Source organism: Bradyrhizobium sp. AZCC 1678, from assembly GCF_036924765.1.
GTDB lineage: Bacteria > Pseudomonadota > Alphaproteobacteria > Rhizobiales > Xanthobacteraceae > Bradyrhizobium > Bradyrhizobium algeriense.
The window spans coordinates 1,403,744-1,424,263 of record NZ_JAZHSE010000001.1; the positions used below are offsets into that span (position 1 = coordinate 1,403,744).

Sequence of the window (20,520 nt, forward strand, 5' to 3'; positions counted from 1 at the left end):
TCTATCCCTTCAACGTAGCATCGACGGCCTTGCTCACCGTCTTCTTGTCGGGCAGCACGCCGGTGAGGCGTTGCACGATCGCGCCGGCAGCATCCGCGGCGATGCCGCGGACATTGCTCATCGCGGTCTCGCGGGTCGCCGCGATCTGCTTCTCGGCGGCAGCAAGCCTGGTGGTCAGCTGGTCTTCCAGCTTCTTGCGTTCGGCTTCCGAGGCCGCGTTCAGCTTCTCGCGGGTCTCGTTGCCAATGGCTTGTGCGCGGGAACGCGCCGAAGCGAGTTCCGTCTCATACGCCTTCAGCGCAGCGTCGGACTCGTCCTTCAGCTTCTGCGCCGCGGCCAGATCGCCCTCGATCGCGTTCTGACGTGCGTCGATCACGCTTTCGACGCGCGGCAGCGCGATGCGGGATACGATCACATAGAGCGCGACGAATGCGATGACGAGCGACACCAGCTGCGAAGCAAACGTGCTCGACTCGAACGGAGGAAATCCTCCGCCGTGTCCGCCGTCTGCTCCGGTGTGGGCGCCGGTACCATGACTCTTTTCAGCCACGGAGTTCTCCTGTTGCTGTCAGCGCGCCGCCCGGACCGGGCGGCGCGATAGGGTGCAGCTCAGAGCGGAACGAACAGCAGCAGCAGCGCGATCAGCAGCGAGAAGATGCCGAGCGCTTCGGTCACGGCGAAGCCGAAGATCAGGTTGCCGAACTGGCCCTGGGCTGCGGAAGGATTGCGCACCGCTGCGGCGAGGTAGTTGCCGAAGATGATGCCCACACCGACGCCCGCGCCGCCCATGCCGATGCATGCGATGCCCGCGCCGATAAGTTTAGCTGCTGCCGGTTCCATTTCTAGAGCTCCTTGAGAGGGTAAGACAAAGTGTGGGTGGAAATTCCCCGGACCGCTTAGTGTCCCGGATGAATGGCGTCGTTGAGGTAGATGCAGGTCAGGATCGCAAACACATAGGCCTGCAGGAATGCGACCAGCAATTCGAGAGCGGTCAGCGCCACGGTGAGCGCCAGCGGCAGCATGCCGCCGACCCAGCCGAGCGCGCCGAGCGAGACGCCGAGCATGGCGACGAAGCCCGCGAACACCTTCAGCGCGATGTGACCGGCCAGCATGTTGGCGAACAGACGTACGCTGTGGGAGACCGGCCGCAGGAAGAACGACAGGATTTCAATGAACATGACCAGCGGCAGGATGTAGATCGGCACGCCGGAAGGCACGAAAATCTTGAAGAACTTGAAGCCGTTCTTGTAGATCCCGTAGATCAGGACCGTGAAGAAGACCAGGAAGGCCAGCGCCGCGGTGACGATGATGTGGCTCGAAACCGTGAACGTATAGGGGATGATGCCAATCAGGTTCGAAATGCAGATGAACATGAACAGCGAGAAGATCAGCGGGAAGAACTTCATGCCTTCCGAGCCGGCGGTAGAGCGGATCGTTGAGGCGACGAACTCGTAGGAGATTTCGGCGATCGACTGCAGCCTTCCCGGAACCAGCTGCCGTCCCGCCATGCCGCCGATCATCAATAGCGAGATCACCGCTACCGAGAGGAACATGTAGAGCGACGAGTTGGTGAAGGCGATCGTGTGGTTGCCGATATGGCCGATCGTGAAGAGGGGTTCGATATTGAACTGGTGGATCGGGTCGATTTTCATCCGCGCGGCTCTTTATCCACCGGCCTGGCCGGCAATCGAATTTCAAATGTCGTGACTTCCCGTCGACGCTCAGCGCCTGCCTGGACCTGCGCCTGCAGTTCTCACCACGTTGACCACACCGGCGACGAAGCCGAGCAGCAGAAACACGATGAAACCGAACGGCGATGTCGACAATAAACGGTCGAACCCCCAGCCAATCGCCGCTCCGACGACAACGCCCGCGACCAATTCCGAGGAAAGCCGGAAACCAAGCGCCATGGCAGAAGCTCTGGCAGCTCTGTCTCCGCTTTCAGTTCCGGGTTGATCAGTCCTGATTTTGCGGCTGTCCCGAATTTCGGACAACCGTTGATCCAGACTTCCGAGCCTTGCGGAAAGCGCAGCTTCGTCGGAGGACGGCTGATCGCGATTTCCACTTACGTTGTCGTTCTTGTCTTCGGCCATGCCCAAGACATTAAACGATGCCAACGGTTGATGGAAATTACGCCCGTCACCCTTGAAAGCCGCGCGGACCATACTTACCGCGTCTATTCAAGTCAAGATTAGGTCGTAACCAGCTATTTCATTGATTTGATTGAGTTTATTCGGTTGCCGCCTGCGACACTGTGGACCTGCGATCGCAGTGCAGCAGTATTGCCACACGGATCGATCTTGCACCCGTTTGAACGCTCTGTTGGGATGTCCAAAGCGAAACGAAAATCCCCGGCCCCGGAGCCCACATGCCGCGTCAGGTCGATTACTATTTCTCGCTCCAGTCGCCCTGGGCCTATATCGGGCATCAGTCCTTTAGGCGCCTAGTAAGTATTTATGATCTCAAGGTAAATCACAGGCCGGTGGTGCTGGTCGATCTGTTTTCGGAGACCGGCGGCCTGCCTTTGATGAAGCGCCACCCGGTCCGGCAGCGCTACCGGATGGTCGAACTGCAGCGCTGGCGCGACAAGCGCGGACTGAAATTTCATCTGCAGCCGGCGCACTGGCCATTCAATGCCCGCCTGGCCGATGGCGTCGTGATCGCGGCGCTCGAGGCCGGCCACGATCCCGACCGCTATTTGCGCCGGGCCTTTGCCGCCGTATGGGAAGATCAGCTCAATCTCGCCGATCCCGCAACGATCGAAAAACTCGCCGACGAATCGGGGCTGCCCGGCAAGCAATTGGTGGAGCGCTCCGGCGCGGAGGCAATCAGCGCGGCGTATGAGCAGAACCGGCAGGATGCGCTCGCGGCCGACGTATTCGGCTCGCCGGTCTATGTGCTCGAGGGCGAAGTGTTCTGGGGACAGGACCGCCTCGAATTGCTGGAAGATGCGTTGAAGTCCGGCCGGGCGCCCTATAGCTCAGTCGTGTAAGGGGTGCCTTGAAAGCGCCCCGGCGGTCGAGGAAACCGGTACTGTCCTGAGGCGGGAGCAAGCCCATGAGCACAGCGAAATCGTCCTCGAAATTCTTAAGGCCCGCCGTGCTGGCGCTTTGTCTCACAGTCGGCGGCCACGCGCTCGCGGGAGCCGCGCCCGATACCGAGAACGGCCGCTATGCGCTGTCACCGACGGGGGAGGGCGTGCTTCGGCTCGATACAAGAACCGGCGCGATTTCGACCTGCAACAATTCGGGCGCGGGCTGGGCCTGCTACGCCGTCCCCGACGAACGCGCGGCGATGGACACGGAAATCGGCCGTTTGCAAGCCGACATTGTCCGGCTGCAGGCCGAGAATGAAAGGTTCAAGGCGCAACTCGCCGAGCGCGAGCCGACCGTGCCCGGCAAGATCGAAGAGCCGCTGCCGAAATCGGATTCGCTGAAGAAGAGCGAGCCGAAGGTAGCCGAGGCCGAGCGCAAGATCGAGATTCCGCTGCCGAGCGACCGCGACATGGATCGCATGATGTCGTTCCTGGAGCGGGCCTGGCGGCGCTTGATCGAGATGGCCAACCGGGTGCAGAGGGACGTCAACGGCAAGATTTGACGGGTGGCTCGCGCTCTCGCGGGTCGTCCCTGCCTAGTGCGCAATTGCGCACGGGAGCAGGGACCCATAACCACCGCTGCTGGTTGTTTGAAAAGTATCAACTCCGATCGCCTGAAACCGAGAGGCCGCGGAGTATGGGTCCCTGCGCCCGTGGGCAATTGCGCACCAGGCAGGGACGACGTGTTGAGAGATCTAACCTATGACGGCGCCCAGATCCGTTTCTCGAACTGCTTCTTCGTCCGTGACCGCGTCCTCCATCGTGTCCTCGCTGCTGACCGTGCAGACCTCAGGCGCGGGCTTTACCGATCTCACGGCCGAGGTCGCGAAGTTCGCGCGAGAAGTGCATGCGCGCGAAGGCGCGGTGACGCTGTTTATTCGTCACACCTCGGCGTCTCTCACGATCCAGGAAAATGCCGATCCGACCGTGCTCATCGATTTGGCGACGGCGCTGAACCGGCTCGCGCCCGAGAATGCCGGCTGGCGCCACGACACCGAGGGGCCGGACGACATGCCGGCGCATATCAAGACCATGTTGACCGCGACCTCGCTGCACATCCCTGTGCTGCAGGGCGCGCTCGCCCTGGGCACGTGGCAGGCGATCTATCTGGTCGAGCACCGCGCGCGGCCGCACCGGCGCGAGATCGTGCTGCAGTTCATTGGCATGACCGGTTGAGGCTCCCACAAAAGCAAACCGGCCGCGGATCGCTCCGCGGCCGGTTCGTCGTTTCTTCGTCCGGCCACCGCCGAACGAAAGCGGTTACTTCGTGATGTCGACGTCCTTGGTTTCCGGCAGGAAGAAGAAGCCGACCACTGCCGTTATCGACGCGAAGATGATCGGATACCACAGACCCGCGTAGATATCGCCGGTCGAGGCTACGATCGCGAACGAGGTCGCCGGCAGCAAGCCGCCGAACCAGCCGTTGCCGATGTGATAGGGCAGCGACATCGAGGTGTAGCGGATCTTGGTCGGGAACAGTTCGACCAGCATCGCCGCAATCGGCCCGTACACCATGGTGACGTAGACCACCAGGATGAACAGCAGCCCGATCACAGCCGCGATCCGCGGCTGGAAGATATCGAATGGGTGCGACATCTTCACGATCTGGGCGTCGCCTGCTTTCGGATAACCTGCGCCCTGCACCGCCGTCAGCACTTGCGGGTTGGAGGCCTTGGCGTCGGTGTAAGGAACGTCCTTGCCGTTGACGACAACCTTCACGCCGGAGCCTGCCGCGCCGTAGCTGGTCGAATACTTGACCGACTGCTGCGCGAGGTAGGCGCGAGCGGTGTCGCAAGGTGCGGTGAAGACGCGAGTGCCGACCGGGTTGAACAGGTCGCCGCAGCCTGCCTTGTCTGCGACCACTTCCACCTTGACCGACTCGATGGCCTTCTCCAGCGCTGGGTTGGCGTTGGTCGTGATCATCCTGAAGATCGGGAAGAAGGTCAGCGCCGCGATCAGGCAGCCCGCCAGAATGATCGGCTTGCGGCCGATCTTGTCGGAGAGTGCGCCGAACACGACGAAGAAGCCGGTTCCGAACAACAGCGACCAGGCGATCAAGAGGTTGGCGGTGTAGCCGTCGACCTTGAGGATCGATTGCATGAAGAACAGCGCGTAGAACTGGCCCGTGTACCAGACCACGCCCTGACCCATCACGCCGCCGATCAGCGCCAGGATGACAATCTTGGCGTTGCTCCAGTTGGCGAAGGCTTCGGTCAGCGGCGCCTTGGAGCCCTTGCCCTCGTCCTTCATCTTCTGGAACACCGGCGATTCATTCAGCCGCAGCCGGATCCAGACCGAGATGCCGAGCAGCAGCACCGAGACCAGGAACGGAATGCGCCAGCCCCATTTCGCGAATTCGGTTTCGCCGAGTGCGGAACGGGTGAACAGGATCACCAGCAGCGACAGGAACAGGCCGAGCGTGGCCGTGGTCTGGATGAACGAGGTGTAGTAGCCGCGCTTGCCCATCGGGGCGTGCTCCGCGACGTAAGTCGCTGCACCGCCGTACTCGCCGCCGAGCGCGAGGCCCTGCAGCAGGCGCAATGCGATCAGAATGATCGGCGCCGCAATGCCGATGGTCGCCGCGTTGGGCAATATGCCGACGATGAAGGTCGACAGGCCCATGATCAGAATGGTGACCAGGAAGGTGTATTTGCGGCCGACGATGTCGCCGACGCGACCAAATACGATGGCGCCGAACGGGCGAACGATGAAGCCCGCGGCGAACGCCAGCAGCGCGAAGATGTCGCGGGTGGCCTGGTTGAACATCGGCTGATTCGTTGCGGGATCAATGACCCCGAAGAATTGCGCGCCGATCACGCTGGCAAGCGAGCCGAACAGGTAGAAGTCATACCATTCGAAGACAGTACCGAGCGAAGACGCGAGAATGACGAAACGTTCGTCCTTCGTCATCCCGGCGGCCTTGCCGGACGTGGCAGTCATTGTAGACATTTCCGATTCGCTCCCCTTTTTCACTCACAAACATGTGTGTTGCGTCAGATCGACGCTTAATTATTTGGGACTTCCTACATGCTCGGGGAGCTTGGCCCAATAGTACTTTCGGCTGGCGCTGAGCGCTTTCGTGCACGACAGAACCTCAGAGCCGGCTACCGCGCCCGCACGGTTCAAGCTGCATAATCAATGGGCAGTGCGATTTCCGGAACACAGAAGGTCTTGGCATTGCACGCCGTTCTCAATGCTTTGACCGTTCTGCATTCGCCAACAGCAAGCAGAGACCTGACGGCCGCGGCGTTCCGTCGGAAGGCGGCTCGAACTAAAGTCCAATAACAGAAAAAAGAAGCGCAATGCTCCACAGCAGGATGGAGATGAGCGCAGTCCAGCGCGCGAACATCAAATAGGTCTCGCGCATGATCGTCGAAATCACCCTCTGCGCGGAGGCCAGGGGCGGACGGCTCTCCTTGGGGAGATAGAGCCACATCTCGGTCCGGCGATGATCTTTGGTCAGGGCTTCACGGGCTTTCAGCACCAGAACGAGCGTCATCACAATGCTGAGGAAACCTCCCGCCTGAAAGGCCGAGCGCGGCAGAAACGACAGTCCGATCATGATGCAGAAGATGGCCAGCGACGCGAATCCGCATGCGCGAAGCACGGTCTCATAGGCAATACGGCGCATCTCTTCCATGATCCGCCATTCCGTCAATGGAAGGAATTATGTCGGATTCAATTTGGGCCGGAGCGTAGCGGCAGCAAGGCTTGTCCTCAACACCGCCTATCGACGATTAGAGCCCGATCTTGAGAAAGTTACCGGCGGCGGGAAGCGCGAGAATGGCGGTTCCAGCAAGCCATATCCAGAGCGACGCGTTGGTTGATTCCGATGCGCCGGTGGCCCGCTCGTAGAGCGCCGCCGGAATTCCACCCAGGATGACGGTGGCGGTCGAGACCATCAGCGATGCGAACATCAGCGTCAGGGACAGGCTGCCAAACAGCAGCGGGCCGGCGAGCAACTGGACATACAGCAGCGTGAAAATCAGCGCGAGCTGGTTGAAGATGCCGTTGATCATTCCGAAAAACGCAATCCCGATGAAATAGAAATTGCGGTTCATGACGCTGCTCCGCCGAACCTGGGCGCGAGATTCAGCAACAGCAACGTGTAGTGAAGCACGACGCGCAGCCAGAACAGCCAGACGAAGCCGAACAGCCAAAGCAGCACCGGAGGGGTCACCTTCGGCGTCACGATCGCGACAGCGGCGACGACGGGATCAGTGATTCGGCAAAAGAACCGCCAGATGTAATTCGGCGAGTCTGCATCCACCATCAAACCAAGCAGGACACGGCCAAGCAGCGTGTACATCAATACTGCAAGAACAAAGTTGGGCAGATGGAAGTACCAATATGCGGAGAGCGAGCTTGCGAAATCCAAGGGAGTTTCTCCTCGCTGCCTGACACCATCTGATGAGACAAAGGCCGATTATTGCAATCCGCCGTTCTCTAACAATGGCAAGGGCAGGATGTCCGGGCAAGGCAGATATGATGCGACAAACAAAGACGGGGCCCTGAAAGGCCCCGTCTGTCGATATCCAGTTTTGAGAAGCGTCAGGTCGTCCTCTCCTCGAGCACCGTCCTGCCTCGCGGCTTGCGGATGTCGTCGACATAGGCTTGCATTTCCGCAGACGGCTCCTTGCCGAGCTTGCTGACGATGTAGATGACCGCGAAGCCGAGTGGCGTTCCCAACAATCCGCAGTTGATGTTGTTGAGGTCGAACCAGCCGACCTTGTTGGCCATCGGGTGGGCGAGGGTGGGGAAGCTTTCCATGGCATTGGGCAATGCCATGGCTTTCGCGATGTCGACCAGCGGCGCCCCGGTCAGCGGGTTGGTCAGCGAGGTCATGCCGAAATACTTGACGCCTGCGCCCGGGAAGTACCGCGTTGTCACGAGATAGAACAGGCACAATCCGAACCCGGCAATGATGCCGCAGACAGCGCCCGTCGCTGTCGTGCGTTTCCACCAGACGCCCATTACGAGGGCCGGGAAGTTGCCGGCCATCGCCAGCGAGAACGCCCAGCCAACCATGGCCAGGATGTCGCCGGGTTTGGTTGCCGCCGTCGCGGCCGCGATCACGGCGACGACCACAAGGAGAGCGCGAGCCACCGTGAGCCGACGCATGGTCGGCGCGTTGGGGTCGATCATCTTGTAGTAAACGTCGTGCGACAGCGCGTTTGCGATGGCGAGCAGCAGCCCGTCAGCGGTGGACAGCGCGGCGGCGAGACCGCCGGCGGCGACCAGACCCGAGATCACATACGGAAGTCCCGCGATCTCAGGCGTGGAGAGCACGATCACGTCGGTGTTGATCACGAAGTCCTGCAGTCTGACGACACCGGGATGTCCGGCAATCGCCTTGCACGCTGCGACAATCGCATCGATGCTGCCTGCGTTCTTGCCGCAGATCTGGATCAACCCCAGCTCACCCCAGCTGAACAGCCAAGGGCGAATGGCCGTCAGGTCGCGTCCAATGATGTTGGTATAAACTTCCAGCTTGGAGAACGCCGCGTAGGCCGGCGCCGAGAAGTACAGCAGGAAGATGAACAGCAACGACCACGCCACGGACTGGCGCGCTTCACGCACCGACGGGGTGGTGAAGTAACGCATCAGGATGTGCGGCAACGAAGCCGTGCCGACCATCATGCACATGATGATCCCAAAGAAGTTGAGCGGGCTATAGTTGATGAAGGGCTGGATGTGCGGCTTCAGCGCTGCGGCTGTCGTCAGACCCGTCGCCAGCATTTGTTGCTCGCGCGCGGTAATATCCACAATCGCCTGTCCGTAAGTGAGTTGAGGGATCGGAATTCCGTACTGCGTGGTGGACAGGATAACGATCGGGGTCAGATAGGCGATGATCAGCACGATGTATTGCGCGATCTGCGTCCAGGTCACCGCCCGCATGCCGCCCAGCATCGCGCAGAGCAGGATGCCGACAAGTCCGGCGAAAACGGCAAGCTCGAACTGCATCCCGAGGAATCGCGAGGCGATCAGGCCGGTGCCGTAGATTTGCGCCGTCACATAGGTGAAGGAGCAGGCAACCAGCACGATCACGCCGAGCGCGCGGGCGAAATTGCCGCCGTACCGGAACGACAGGAAGTCGGGCACGGTATAGGCGCCGAACTTGCGCAGGTATGGTCCGATCAGGATCGACACCAGCACAAATCCGCCGGTCCACCCGAGCACCCATGCCAGCCCGTCATAGCCGAGGAGGAACAAGGTGCCGGCCATGCCGACAAAGGAGGCCGCCGACATCCAGTCGGCGCCGGTGGCCATGCCGTTATAGAAAGCCGGGACACGCCGTCCGGCGACGTAATACTCCGAGACCTCCGCTGTCCGCGTCATCACGCCGATGATGGCGTAGACGGCGAGCGTGAAGAAAACGAACAGGTAGCCAAGGATCTTGTTCGGAACACCGACTTGCTCGAGAACCGCGAGGAAGAGGATGAATCCGATGAAGCCGCCGGTATAAGTACCGTACATCTTCCCCAGATTCTTGATGAAGTCTGAGGTGCTGGCAGTGCCTTGTGTAGCCATGGTCGATCCCCCTCAATCTTCCTCGGCAAAGCCGAATTCGCGGTCAATCTTGTCCTGCTGCTTCGCGAACATGAACAGCATGACCACGAACACGATGAGCGAGCCTTGCGCGGCCATGTAGAAGCCGAGCGGGAAACCGAGGATCGGAATGATGATATTGTTGAGCGGCTTCACGAACATGTGGATGATGAAGCCGAAGAAGAACCAGACGGCCAGGTGCGTGTACATCAGGCGCGATGTCTTCGCCCAATGTGCTTCTTCTTTCGCTTTCAGATCAGCGGAGTTAGCCATGAGCTGCAAATCCTCCCTCAAGACCCCGGTCAGCGCCGGGATCGAATGATCGAGGGGAATGCAATCCCTTCAGTGCGGCGCCCCCCATGCCGCGGCTTCAACCGGTCTGGCGCCGGTTTGGAGTCAACGAAGGCTAACACCAGCGGCGGTTCCAACTCGATAATACTTTGGGGGAATAAGACGTATGCTGCAGCTGCTAAGAGCGGCAATGCAGCACTTGAGCGTGCGAGCTTGGCAAATGCCGGATAGACTGGCGAACCGGTCTGGTCCACTTGGCAGGAAAGAGTGCGATGAAGCTGTTCGAAAAGTTGTTTCGTCCACGTCCGCCGATTCGCGACCGTGAGGAGCTTGCCGACTTCATCAACGCGCAATCGGCCTTCATCGTGCAGAAGGGTATCTACGAATACTCGCGTGCGCGGGCAGGTCACTACGCCAAGGTTCTGTTTGCCGAAGAGGGGTTTGCGCAATCCGTCGAGCACGCTCGCTGGCAGGCCTTTCCGCTGGGCCTCTCGATGGTCGGCGAAATGATCGAAGGGGTGCTCGCTTCCCAATCCGGGATGCCGCGCCGCCAAATGCTCGACCAGCTGATATCAGTCGTTCTTTCGGTTTTCGACCGCTATCCCGTTCCGCCGTCGATTGGAGAAGAGGCATGGCTGGCCGCGCGCAGCAACCTGGCGCATCGGCTTGATCTCGTCGGAGGGCACGCCCCCAAACGGGTGATGGACATTCCCGAGCCGCTGGCGGAAGCCTATTTTGCAATGATGCCGATCCACGAGAAGCTGCGCGGCCGGGATTTCAAGACCACGCGGAATTATCTCCGGGTCAGCCTGTGCAACATCCACGACGAATTGATCTCGCGCATGGACAGGGCGGCGCTGGAGCGGGCAATGACCACGGCTGCCGTGGCATAGTTCTTCGATCATCACCCCGCGTGCGGCTGCCGGCAGGGAGAGGCGATGGACAGGACAGGTGGCGTCGTCCCGCTTTTGTCGCTCGACGCCGTTGTCATCGATACCGAGACCACCGGGCTCGATCCACGCAAGGCGCGGGTGATCGAGCTGGCCGCGGTGCGATTGTCGGCCGGAAAGCTGGTGGCTGGCGACAAGTTCCGTCAGTTGCTGCGGCCGGCCGGTCAATCGATCCCCGCCGAGACGACCCGCATTCACGGCATCGACGATGCCATGGTCGCCGGCTCGCCATTGTTCTCCGATGTCTGGCCGCGGTTCACCGCGTTTCTCGGTCAGGCCGTCGTAATCGGGCATTCGGTCGGATTCGATCTTGCGGTGCTGAGGCGGGAATGCGACCTCGCCGGTCTGCCGTGGACACGGCCACGCACGCTGGACACGCGGCTGCTGGCGCAGATTGCCGCACCGGAACTGGTCGGCTATTCGCTGGAGGAGCTCGCCGCATGGCTCGGTGTCGACGTCGCAGGCAGGCATTCCGCGCTCGGTGACGCCACGACGGCGTCGCGGATGTTTCTGGCGCTGGTGCCGAAGTTGCGCGATCACGGGATCCGCACCATCGCCGAGGCCGAACGGGCCTGCCTCGCTCTCACCTCCGTACTCGACGATCAGGCGCGGAGCGGCTGGATCGAGGCCGTCGCAGCTCCGGAACGCGCCGATGCGGAACGCACCCTGAAGCGCTTCGACAGCTACGCCTATCGGCATCGCAATCGCGACATCATGCGGACGCCTCCGGTCTTTGTGGAGGCCGACATTTCAGTTCATGACGTGCTCGCGCGGCTTGCGAGCGAAAGAATATCGGCTGTCTTCGTGGCGCCGCATGCGGTTGCCGGCGTCGTCAAGGCGGCGGAAGCGGGCATTGTCACGGAACGCGACCTGCTATCTGCGATCGACCGGTTCGGCGCCGCCGCGCTCGATCTGCCGGTCGAACAAATCACGAGCCGGCCGCTGGCTGCGGTTCTCGATGACGCGTTCGTCTATCGAGCAATCGGCCGCATGAACCGTCTCAAGACCCGCCACCTCGGCGTCGTCGATGAGGCTGGCCACGTGGTCGGGGCATTGTCCGCGCGTGACCTGCTCCGCCTGCGCGCCGGGGAGGCTATTTCGCTCGGCGAGGAGATCGATGATGCGGTGGACGCACACGGCCTGGCGGTTGCCTGGGCCAAGCTGCCGGGGGTCGCGGAAGCGCTGCTGGCCGAGGGACTCTCCGGCCGGGATATAGCGGAAGTGATTTCCCGCGAACTCGGTGGGCTCACCGGACAGGCCGCCGCGATCGCCGAGCGAATCATGCGGGAACGCGGCGAGGGCGGCGCGCCATGCCGCTACGCAACGATCGTTCTTGGATCGGCCGGTCGCGGCGAAAGCCTGCTGGCGATGGACCAGGACAATGCCGTCATTTTCGAACAGGGCGAGCCGGAGGGTCGCGAGGATCGTTGGTTCGCGGCCCTGGGGACGCTGGTCGCGGATGTCCTGCACGAGGCCGGCGTGCCCTACTGCAAGGGCGGTGTCATGGCAAAGAATCCGCCCTGGCGCGGCTCGGTCGCGACCTGGCAGAGCCGCATCGACCACTGGATCGCGCGATCCGACCCCAAGGACCTGCTGTCCGTGGATATTTTCTTCGACCTGCGCGCCGTCCACGGCGACGGCAGTCTTGCAGTCGCCGTGCGGCGGGCTGCCTTCGCCGCAGCCGAGGGTCAGGTCGCGTTCGCCAAGCTTCTGGTCGAGGGGATCAGCGTTCCCCGGAGCCTGAGATTTCTTGGCGGCATCCGCACCGAAGAGGGCCGCATCGATCTAAAGAGGGCAGGACTGTTCGGGGTCGTTTCCGCAGCGCGCGCCATGGCGATCCGCTATCACGTGATGGATCGATCGACGCCGGCTCGATTAGCCGGCGTAAAGGCGTTGCTCCGAGTCAGCGAAACGGATCTGGACGCGCTTGCCGAAGCGCATGGCGTATTTCTCGATCTGATCGTGTCGCAGCAGGTTGACGATGTCACTCACGGCATACCGCCCTCCAATGCCGTCTCGGTGAATCGGCTGTCAACTCACGACAGGGATCGGTTGCGGGCGGCGCTTGAAGCGGTGGCATCCGTCGACGAATTGCTTCGCGACGTCCCGTTCAAGGGCTGATGGCTTGTCTTACCAATCGCCAATCAAGGACCGTGCGGAGATTGACGGCCAATACCCGCGCCCTGCCGACCTGCGTGACCGCCGGCCAGGTCATTGTGCGATGCACAAGGGGGCGGTTAACCGCTTCTGCGCAGGGCGATATTTGCGCCTTGCATGCGGCCGCCCGGCGGAGGACAATTGAATTCACGCAGCGGGCCTGTTCCCGTCCGTGCCGTTGCAACCTCGCGCAAGAACTGAATGACCGCCGCTGCCAATACCCATCTCGTCATTGCCGATGACCACCCGCTATTCCGCGATGCTTTGCGGCAGGCGGTGGGCAGTGTGGTGGCGTCGGCCGTCGTCAGCGAGGCCGGATCGTTCGACGATCTCACCGCGCTGCTGGAACGGGATTCCGACGTCGATTTGATCCTGCTCGATCTCACCATGCCGGGGATCTCGGGATTCTCCGGCCTGATCTATCTGCGCGCGCAGTATCCGGCTATTCCGGTGGTGATCGTGTCCGCGAGCGACGATGCCGGCACGATCCGACGCTCGCTGGATTTCGGCGCCTCCGGCTTCATTCCCAAGCGCTTCGGCGTCGAAACCCTGCGCGACGCCATCTTGAAGGTGATGGAAGGCGACGTCTGGGTTCCGCCGGACACCGATCTCACCTCGGCCGACGATCCCGACATGGCGCGGCTGCGCGACCGGCTGGTGACGCTGACGCCACAACAGGTGCGGGTGCTGATGATGCTGTCGGAGGGCCTGCTCAACAAGCAGATCGCCTATGAGCTCGGGGTGTCGGAAGCGACCATCAAGGCGCATGTCTCGGCGATCCTGCAGAAGCTCGGCGTCGAGAGCCGCACGCAGGCCGTGATCGCGGCGGCGAAGATCTCCGGCGGCCAGTGGCGCCAGGGCACGCCGACGACGTAGCAGCACGCATGCCGGGATTCGGGAAAGCGCTGCTGTTCGACATTGATGGCACATTGGCCGACACCGATGCGCTTCATCTGGAAGCGTTCAATCAAGTGTTCGCGTCGCACGGCCATGTGTTCGATCGCGACCGAGCGTCGAAAGAGCTGATGGGGTTTTCCAATACTTCGATCAGCGAACGGTTTCTGCCGGGTCATTCGCCGGAGCGCCAGGCGGCTATCATGGCGGAAAAGGAAGAGGCCTTCCGCAAGCTCGCATCGGGCAAATTCAGCCGTTACCGGGTCTGATGAAACTGCTCGACCGCGCGGATCGTGCAAGCGTCCCCATGGTGGCGGTGACGAACGCACCTCGCCTGAATGCGGAAATGATGCTTTCCGGGCTGGGGATCATGCACCGGTTCAAGGCTGTCATCCTTGGCGACGAACTTGCGCACGGCAAGCCGCATCCGATGCCTTATCTGGAAGGCCTGCGCGCGGTAAGCGCCGCGCCCGACCTGTCTCTTGCGTTCGAGGATTCCCGCTCCGGGATTCAGTCAGCCTCCGGCGCAGGCATTGCGACGATTGGAATGCGAACGAGCCTTGGACATGGCGATCTGGTCGCTGCGGGCGCTGTCTGCACGGCCAAAACCTTCGACGACCCGGAATTGATCAGGCTGGTCGAAGGGACAATGAGCTGGTGACGTCCAGCGAAGGCGGAACAGCTACTCCGCCGCCACCAGCTGTTGCGCCCGCCACTGGCCGAGCAAAGCGCGCAGCGACGCCGGCTTGACCGGCTTGTTGAGGATCGCGATGTTCTCCTCGCGCGCGGCCGCCCGCACATTGGGGCTGCGATCCGCGGTAATCAGGATCGCGGGAATGTTTTCGCCGAAGCGGCGGCGGATCTCGCGGATCGCGGCGACGCCGTTGCCGCGGTCGAGATGGTAGTCGACCAGAAGGCCGGTCACGCTGCTGCCGGAGGATTCGATCGCCGCGATCGCGGCCTCGGGGTCGGTCACCGCGATCACCTCGGCATCCCACGCCGTCAGCAGCGTCTTCATGCCGTCGAGGATCGCCGGGTCGTTCTCGATGCAGACGACCAGCGCGCCGCTTATCGGCGTTTTGGAGAGCGGCGTCGCGCTGGTGACCGCGGCGGTGTGGTCGATCGCCTTGGCGACCGGCACGGTCACCGAAAACACCGAGCCGCCGCTGACATTGGCATCGATCGCGATCCCGTGGTTGAGCACGCGCGCCAGCCGCTCGACGATCGACAGGCCGAGGCCGAGGCCGCGGGCGATCCGCGCGCCCTGCTCGAGGCGATGGAATTCCTTGAAGATCTCGCTGCGCTTGGTCACGGGAATGCCGACACCGGTGTCGTAGACCGCGATCTGAAGCGATTTTCCGTGGCGGCGGCAGCCGACCAGCACGCGCCCGCGCGGGGTGTATTTGATGGCGTTCGAGATGAAATTCTGCAGCAGCCTGCGCAGCAGCGAGCGGTCGGATTGCACCGGCAGCGAGCAGGGCACGAAGGTCAGCTCCAGCCCCTTGGCGCGGGCGATCGGCGCGAACTCAATCTCGAGCGAGCGCATCAGGTCGGCCATCTTGAAGCTTGAGATCGAGGTCGTCATCGCGCCCGCATCGAGTCGCGAGATGTCCAGTAGCGCGCCGAGGATTTCCTCGATCGCCTCCAGCGAGTCGTCGATGTTCTCCACCAGGCGCGAATCCTCGCCGCCATTCTGCCGCTCGACGAGGCTCGTCACATAGAGCCGCGCCGCGTTGAGCGGCTGCAGGATGTCGTGGCTGGCGGCTGCCAGGAATCGCGTTTTCGAGATGTTGGCGTCCTCGGCGGTGCTTTTGGCTTGCGCCAGTTCGGAATTCAGGCGGGTGAGCTCCTCGGTGCGGTCGCGGACACGCTTTTCCAGCGTCGCATTGGCGCGTTCCAACGCTTCGGCGGCCTCGAAGCTCGGCGTGACGTCGGAGAAGGTAACGACGAAGCCACCGCCCGGCATCCGGTTGGAGCGGACCTCGATCACCATGTGGCGGTCGGGCAGGCGCTCCAGATAGGGCTCGCCCTCGGTGGTGTAGGCATCCAGCCGCCGCTGCAGCAACCCGTCGGGGTCGCCGAAGTCGGCCGGGCTGACGGCGCCCATGAATTCGAGGATTTCCTGCAAGGGGATGCCGAGCTGAACGAGATGCGGCGGCAGCGCCAGAATTTCACCGAACTGGGCGTTCGAGCAGATCAACTGCAAATCCGCATCGAACACCGCGATGCCCTGGCGCACATGGTTCAGCGCGGTCTGCAGGATCTCGCGGTTGAAATGCAGCGCGGCGTGGGAATCGTCGAGCAGCTTCAGCGCGGCCTTGGCGGAGACGGTTCGCTTGCGCAGCAACAGCGACATCACGAGGCGCGAGGAGGCGGCCCCGATCGAGGAGGCGATCAGGCGTTCGGCGTGTTGCAGCAATTCGAAATCGGCGGGCGCGGCCAGATCGAGATTGCCGGGACGGCCGGCGGCAAAGGCCTCGAAGGCCTGGGCAGCGCGCTCGGGGCCGAGATATTGCGCCACCGTGGTCTGGATGTCCTGCACGGTAACGGTCGTCCGCCAGCGCCGGAACGTCGGCGCGATCGGCGTCAGCGTGTTGGGTACGAACAGATCCGCCTGCAGCCGTTCGATCGACGACGGCCGTTGCGCGATCGACATCACGATGTAGGTCAGGATGTTGAGCGAGAGCGACCAGAGCACGCCGTGCATCAGCGGCGGCAGATCGGCGCCGAACAATGCCCGCGGACGCAGCGCCTCGATGCCGAACGGTCCGTGTTGCAGCAGCAGCAGGCCGGTGGGATTGCCCTCGAGGAAGCTCGGCAGGAACAGCGTATAGGCCCACACCGCGAAGCCGACCAGCATGCCGGTCATGGCGCCGCGGGCGGTTCCCTTGCGCCAGAACAGGCCGCCGAAGAAGGCCGGCGCCAGCTGGGCGAGCGCTGCGAACGACAATAGGCCGATCGCCGCCAGCTGCGCATTGCCGAGCGCGCGATAGTAGAAATACGCCATCACCATGATGGCGAAGATCGCAAAGCGCCGGATCCTGAGCAGGAAGTCGCCGAAATCCTTGCTGCCGTCGCGCGTCGCCGGGCTGCGCTGCAGCACGAGCGGCAAGACGATGTCGTTGGAGACCATGATGGAGAGCGCGACGCACTCCACGATCACCATCGCGGTCGCGGCCGACAGACCGCCGACGAAGACAGCAATGCTCAGCAGCGGGGAATCCGCCTCGATCGGCAGCGCCAATACGTACATGTCGCTGTCCACGGCGCCGAACGGGAAGGTGACGAGGCCGGCGAGCGCGATCGGAATCACGAACAGGTTGATGGCGATCAGATAGAGCGGAAACAGCCAGCGGGCGCGGCTGACTTCCTCGGGGCTGGAGTTCTCGACCACGCTAACGTGAAACTGCCGCGGCAGCAGCATGATCGCGCAGAACGACAGCAGCGTCATGGTGAGGAAATTGCCGATCGACGGCACATAGTTGATGGCGCGCACCGCCTCCGGGGTCTTCATTGCGCGTTCGATCAGCTCGACGGGCGTGAACATCCAGAAGGTGACAAAGGCGCCGGCGGCGAGGAAGGCCACCAGCTTGACGATGGATTCGGTGGCGATCGCCAGCATCAGGCCGTGCTGGTGCTCGGTGGCGTCGGTCTGGCGGGTGCCGAACAGCACCGCGAATGCCGCCATCGCCAGTGTCACGACCAGCGCGATGTCGCCGATGATTGGCATCGAGGAGAACAGCTTGTCCTCGCTCAGGATCGTTTCCAGCGAGGACGCCACCGCCTTGAGCTGCAGCGCGATGTAAGGCACCGATCCGAAGATCGCGATGACAGCCACCGTGGCGGCGACAGCCTGGCTCTTGCCGTAGCGCGCCGCGATGAAGTCGGCGATCGAGGTGATGTTTTGCGACTTGGCGAGTTGGATCACGCGCCGCAACAACGGCGTGCATAGCCCGATCATCAGGATCGGGCCGACATAGATCGCGAGGAAGTCGATGCTGGTGCGGGTGGCGAAACCGACCGAGCCAAAGAAGGTCCAGGAGGTGCAGTAGATTGCCAGCGACAGCGGATAGATCAGCATGCCGGCGCGGCCGCGCTGGCCCGGCGACAGCCGGTCGCCATAGCTGGCGACGCCAAACAACAGGCCGATATAGGCGAACGCGGCGGCGATTACGCCCCAGTCGTGCAGCATCGCTGCTTGTCTCCCTTCCCGGCCTTGGGGCGTTCGAAACCGCCGGGGCCGGAAGAGGCGAGTATAAGCGCTTTGGGCCGGCAGCGCACCGCGCTACCGGCCCAATTTGCGAAGGTTTGGAGGGGTAGGGTTACTCGGCCGCCAGCGATTGCTGCTTCAGCGGCAGGCCGAGGCGGTCCCAGACCTGCAGCAGCGCTTCCGCGAGCCCGTCGACCAGGCCGTCGTCGTGGTAGGGCGAGGGCGTGATCCTTAAGCGCTCGGTGCCCTTGGCCACCGTCGGATAGTTGATCGGCTGGATATAGATGCCGTGCTCCTCCAGCAGCATGTCGGAGGCCCGCTTGCACTTCTCGGGATCGCCGACGAACAGCGGCACGATGTGGGTTTCGTTCGACATCACGGGGAGCCCCGCGGCGTTGAGGATCGCCTTGACCCGGGCGGCGCGGTCCTGGTGGCGCTCGCGCTCCCAGTTCGAGGTCTTGAGGTGGCGGATCGCGGCCGTTGCGGCCGAACAGATCGCGGGCGGCAGCGCCGTCGTGAAGATGAAGCCCGGTGCGTAGGAGCGGACCGCGTCGATGATCTCGGCATTGCCGGCGATGTAGCCGCCGAGGCAGCCGAAGGCCTTGGCGAGCGTGCCTTCCAGCACGTCGATGCGATGCATGACGCCGTCGCGCTCGGCAATGCCGCCGCCGCGCGGGCCGTACATGCCGACCGCATGGACCTCGTCGACGTAGGTCATGGCGCCGTATTTCTCGGCGAGATCGCAGATCTTTGCGAGCGGGGCTACGTCGCCGTCCATCGAATACAGGCTCTCGCAGGCGATCAGCTTGGGCCGCCCGGGACCCGCCGCCATCAGCAGCTCTTCGAGATGCGCGAGGTCATTGTGGCGGAAGATCTGCCGCTCGCAGCCGGCCTGGCGCACGCCTTCGATCATCGAATTGTGGTTCAGCGCGTCAGACAGAATGAGGCAGTTCGGAATGAGTTTTGCGATCGTCGAGATGCCGGTCTGGTTCGAGACGTAGCCGGAAGTGAACAGCAGCGAAGCCTGCTTGCCGTGCAGGTCGGCCAGTTCCTGTTCGAGTTGCACCAGCGGATGATGGGTGCCCGCGATGTTGCGGGTGCCGCCGGCGCCGGTGCCGACGCGGGTCGCGGTCTCGACCATGGCGCCGACCACTTTCGGGTGCTGGCCCATGCCGAGATAGTCGTTGGAACACCAGATCACGACATTGCGCGGACCCTTCGGCGAGTGCCAGACCGCATGCGGGAAGCGGCCCGCGATCCGTTCGAGGTCGGCGAAAACGCGGTAGCGCCGCTCGTCATGCAGGCGGTTGAGGGCGGCACTGAAAAATTTGCTGTAATCCATCACAAGGACCTGGAACCGGAACCGGCCGGATTGGCTTCGCGCCTTTTTAGAGCCTTTCCAGCTTTGGTGTCTATGCGAATTCCCACATTTCGGCGCGGCTCCGGGATGCTACCAGCGCAGCGCAAATGTTGATCGGGATCAAGGCGCTAGTTGCGCTTCCTGGTCCTGCGAACGGGTTGCTCTGCAACCGGCGCCAGAGATGCCAGCGTTGCCGCCAGTGCCGCCGCCGCGGCCGCGGGCCGATCCCGTTCAAAGATCGCGAATTCGAGATCGGGAAGGCGCGGCAGGCCCTCTGCGGCGCCGAGGACGCGTAAGCCGCCGACGATGGCACTCACCGGCAGCGGTGTAACGGCAAGGCCGGCCAGGCCCGCGGCGCGGACACCGGTCAGGCTGGGGCTGGTGTAGACGATCTCCCAGGAAAGATCGCTGGTGCGCAGCGCTTGAAGTGCGGCCTCGCGCGACACCGAATGCTCGCGATACAGCGCCAGCGGCAACGGCGCGCCAGCAGCGAATTCAAAGGTGTCTGCGGCGGTCCACAACAGCGGCTCGCGCCATGCAAGACGTCCGCGTGATGTGCCGAGCGGACGCTTGGCCAGCACCACGTCGAGCCGCCCGGCGTCGAGCTCTCCGATCAGTTCGGAACTGACGCCGATCTGCACCTCGAGCTTCACGTGCGGATGCAATTTGGCGAAGCGGCCGAGCGCGGGCGGCAGCGAACCGCTGGCAACTTCCTCGACCGCGCCCAGGCGCACCATGCCGGATAGTTGCGGGGCGTGGAGGCGACGCCGCGCCGCTTCTTCGAGCTGCAGCAGCCGCCGCGCGTCATCCAGCAGCATCTCGCCGTCGTCGGTCAGCGCGACCGTCCGCGTAGTGCGGCGGAACAGCGGCCGCCTGGTCTCGAGTTCGAGGCGCTTGATTTGCTGGCTTACCGTCGACTGCGTGAGGTGGAGCTGCTCGGCCGCACGGTGGAAGCCGCCGCAATCGGCGACTGCGACGAAGGTGCGGAGGAGGTCGAATTCGAGCATGGTCAACT

General features: G+C 62.9%; 19 protein-coding genes and 1 pseudogene. 7 read left to right on the forward strand and 13 right to left on the reverse strand.

The features are described 5' to 3' along the window. Nucleotide 1: 1 nt before the first annotated feature. From V1294_RS06640 to V1294_RS06655, 4 genes are all read right to left on the reverse strand, one after another. Nucleotides 2–550 carry a F0F1 ATP synthase subunit B family protein gene (locus V1294_RS06640; protein WP_108514455.1) on the reverse strand — a complete coding sequence of 183 codons (549 nt, stop codon included), beginning with the start codon at nt 548–550 and terminating at the stop codon, nt 2–4. Between the two features lie 59 nt (nt 551–609). Beyond that, a complete protein-coding gene (locus V1294_RS06645; RefSeq protein ID WP_016847054.1) occupies nt 610–840 on the reverse strand; it encodes a F0F1 ATP synthase subunit C in 231 nt (76 codons plus the stop codon). A gap of 56 nt (nt 841–896) precedes the next feature. After that, on the reverse strand, nt 897–1,652 hold the full coding sequence (locus V1294_RS06650) for a F0F1 ATP synthase subunit A (protein WP_334495925.1): 756 nt from the start codon (nt 1,650–1,652) through the stop codon (nt 897–899). 69 nt (nt 1,653–1,721) lie between these two features. Next, a complete protein-coding gene (locus tag V1294_RS06655; RefSeq protein WP_334504534.1) occupies nt 1,722–2,093 on the reverse strand; it encodes an AtpZ/AtpI family protein in 372 nt (123 codons plus the stop codon). A gap of 275 nt (nt 2,094–2,368) precedes the next feature. Here V1294_RS06655 and V1294_RS06660 point away from each other — a divergent pair, with 275 nt between their 5' ends. The 3 genes from V1294_RS06660 (at nt 2,369) to V1294_RS06670 (ending at nt 4,270) form a co-directional block, all read left to right on the forward strand. Beyond that, nucleotides 2,369–2,992, forward strand: coding sequence for a 2-hydroxychromene-2-carboxylate isomerase (locus V1294_RS06660; protein WP_334495927.1), 624 nt, complete (start codon nt 2,369–2,371; stop codon nt 2,990–2,992). Between the two features lie 65 nt (nt 2,993–3,057). Then, the gene (locus tag V1294_RS06665) at nt 3,058–3,597 is read left to right on the forward strand and encodes a hypothetical protein (protein ID WP_108514451.1); all 540 of its coding nucleotides are present in this window, start codon (nt 3,058–3,060) and stop codon (nt 3,595–3,597) included. Between the two features lie 199 nt (nt 3,598–3,796). Beyond that, entirely contained in the window at nt 3,797–4,270 is a 474-nt protein-coding gene (locus V1294_RS06670; protein ID WP_334495929.1) for a secondary thiamine-phosphate synthase enzyme YjbQ, read from the forward strand. Between the two features lie 84 nt (nt 4,271–4,354). On the opposite strand, the gene V1294_RS06675 is transcribed toward V1294_RS06670, so the two are convergent. The 6 genes from V1294_RS06675 to V1294_RS06700 form a co-directional block, all read right to left on the reverse strand. After that, nucleotides 4,355–6,004: an MFS transporter gene (locus tag V1294_RS06675; protein WP_442895431.1), complete on the reverse strand. Its 1,650-nt coding sequence runs from the start codon at nt 6,002–6,004 to the stop codon at nt 4,355–4,357. Nucleotides 6,005–6,365: 361 nt separating this feature from the next. After that, entirely contained in the window at nt 6,366–6,734 is a 369-nt protein-coding gene (locus V1294_RS06680; RefSeq protein WP_334495933.1) for a hypothetical protein, read from the reverse strand. Nucleotides 6,735–6,831: 97 nt separating this feature from the next. After that, nucleotides 6,832–7,155: a hypothetical protein gene (locus tag V1294_RS06685; RefSeq protein ID WP_108514447.1), complete on the reverse strand. Its 324-nt coding sequence runs from the start codon at nt 7,153–7,155 to the stop codon at nt 6,832–6,834. Beyond that, complete coding sequence (locus V1294_RS06690) at nt 7,152–7,472, reverse strand: hypothetical protein (RefSeq protein WP_334495936.1); 321 nt, start codon at nt 7,470–7,472, stop codon at nt 7,152–7,154. The genes V1294_RS06685 and V1294_RS06690 overlap by 4 nt, the downstream gene beginning before the upstream one ends. Before the next feature lie 173 nt (nt 7,473–7,645). Then, nucleotides 7,646–9,625, reverse strand: a complete 1,980-nt coding sequence (locus V1294_RS06695; protein ID WP_334489378.1) for a sodium:solute symporter family protein — start codon at nt 9,623–9,625, stop codon at nt 7,646–7,648. A gap of 12 nt (nt 9,626–9,637) precedes the next feature. Further along, nucleotides 9,638–9,916 (reverse strand): DUF4212 domain-containing protein, encoded by a 279-nt coding sequence (locus V1294_RS06700; protein ID WP_334495937.1) that lies wholly within the window; start codon nt 9,914–9,916, stop codon nt 9,638–9,640. 290 nt (nt 9,917–10,206) lie between these two features. On the opposite strand from V1294_RS06700, the gene V1294_RS06705 reads away from it, so the two are divergent. The 4 genes and pseudogenes from V1294_RS06705 to V1294_RS06720 all read left to right on the forward strand — a co-directional run bounded on the left by V1294_RS06705 (nt 10,207) and on the right by V1294_RS06720 (nt 14,596). Then, nucleotides 10,207–10,827, forward strand: coding sequence for a hypothetical protein (locus V1294_RS06705; RefSeq protein WP_334495940.1), 621 nt, complete (start codon nt 10,207–10,209; stop codon nt 10,825–10,827). 45 nt (nt 10,828–10,872) lie between these two features. Beyond that, nucleotides 10,873–13,005, forward strand: coding sequence for a DUF294 nucleotidyltransferase-like domain-containing protein (locus tag V1294_RS06710; RefSeq protein ID WP_334495942.1), 2,133 nt, complete (start codon nt 10,873–10,875; stop codon nt 13,003–13,005). A 237-nt stretch (nt 13,006–13,242) separates the two neighbouring features. Next, nucleotides 13,243–13,917, forward strand: a complete 675-nt coding sequence (locus V1294_RS06715) for a response regulator (RefSeq protein WP_108514441.1) — start codon at nt 13,243–13,245, stop codon at nt 13,915–13,917. An 8-nt stretch (nt 13,918–13,925) separates the two neighbouring features. Next, nucleotides 13,926–14,596, forward strand: a pseudogene (locus tag V1294_RS06720) (HAD family hydrolase). A gap of 21 nt (nt 14,597–14,617) precedes the next feature. Here the strand turns inward: V1294_RS06720 and V1294_RS06725 are convergent. The 3 genes from V1294_RS06725 to V1294_RS06735 all read right to left on the reverse strand — a co-directional run bounded on the left by V1294_RS06725 (nt 14,618) and on the right by V1294_RS06735 (nt 20,512). Then, the gene (locus V1294_RS06725; RefSeq protein ID WP_334495945.1) at nt 14,618–18,127 is read right to left on the reverse strand and encodes a PAS domain-containing hybrid sensor histidine kinase/response regulator; all 3,510 of its coding nucleotides are present in this window, start codon (nt 18,125–18,127) and stop codon (nt 14,618–14,620) included. A gap of 130 nt (nt 18,128–18,257) precedes the next feature. Continuing rightward, the gene (gene hemA, locus V1294_RS06730; protein WP_334495947.1) at nt 18,258–19,487 is read right to left on the reverse strand and encodes a 5-aminolevulinate synthase; all 1,230 of its coding nucleotides are present in this window, start codon (nt 19,485–19,487) and stop codon (nt 18,258–18,260) included. A 146-nt stretch (nt 19,488–19,633) separates the two neighbouring features. After that, nucleotides 19,634–20,512, reverse strand: coding sequence for a LysR substrate-binding domain-containing protein (locus tag V1294_RS06735; protein ID WP_334504536.1), 879 nt, complete (start codon nt 20,510–20,512; stop codon nt 19,634–19,636). Nucleotides 20,513–20,520 lie beyond the last annotated feature (8 nt).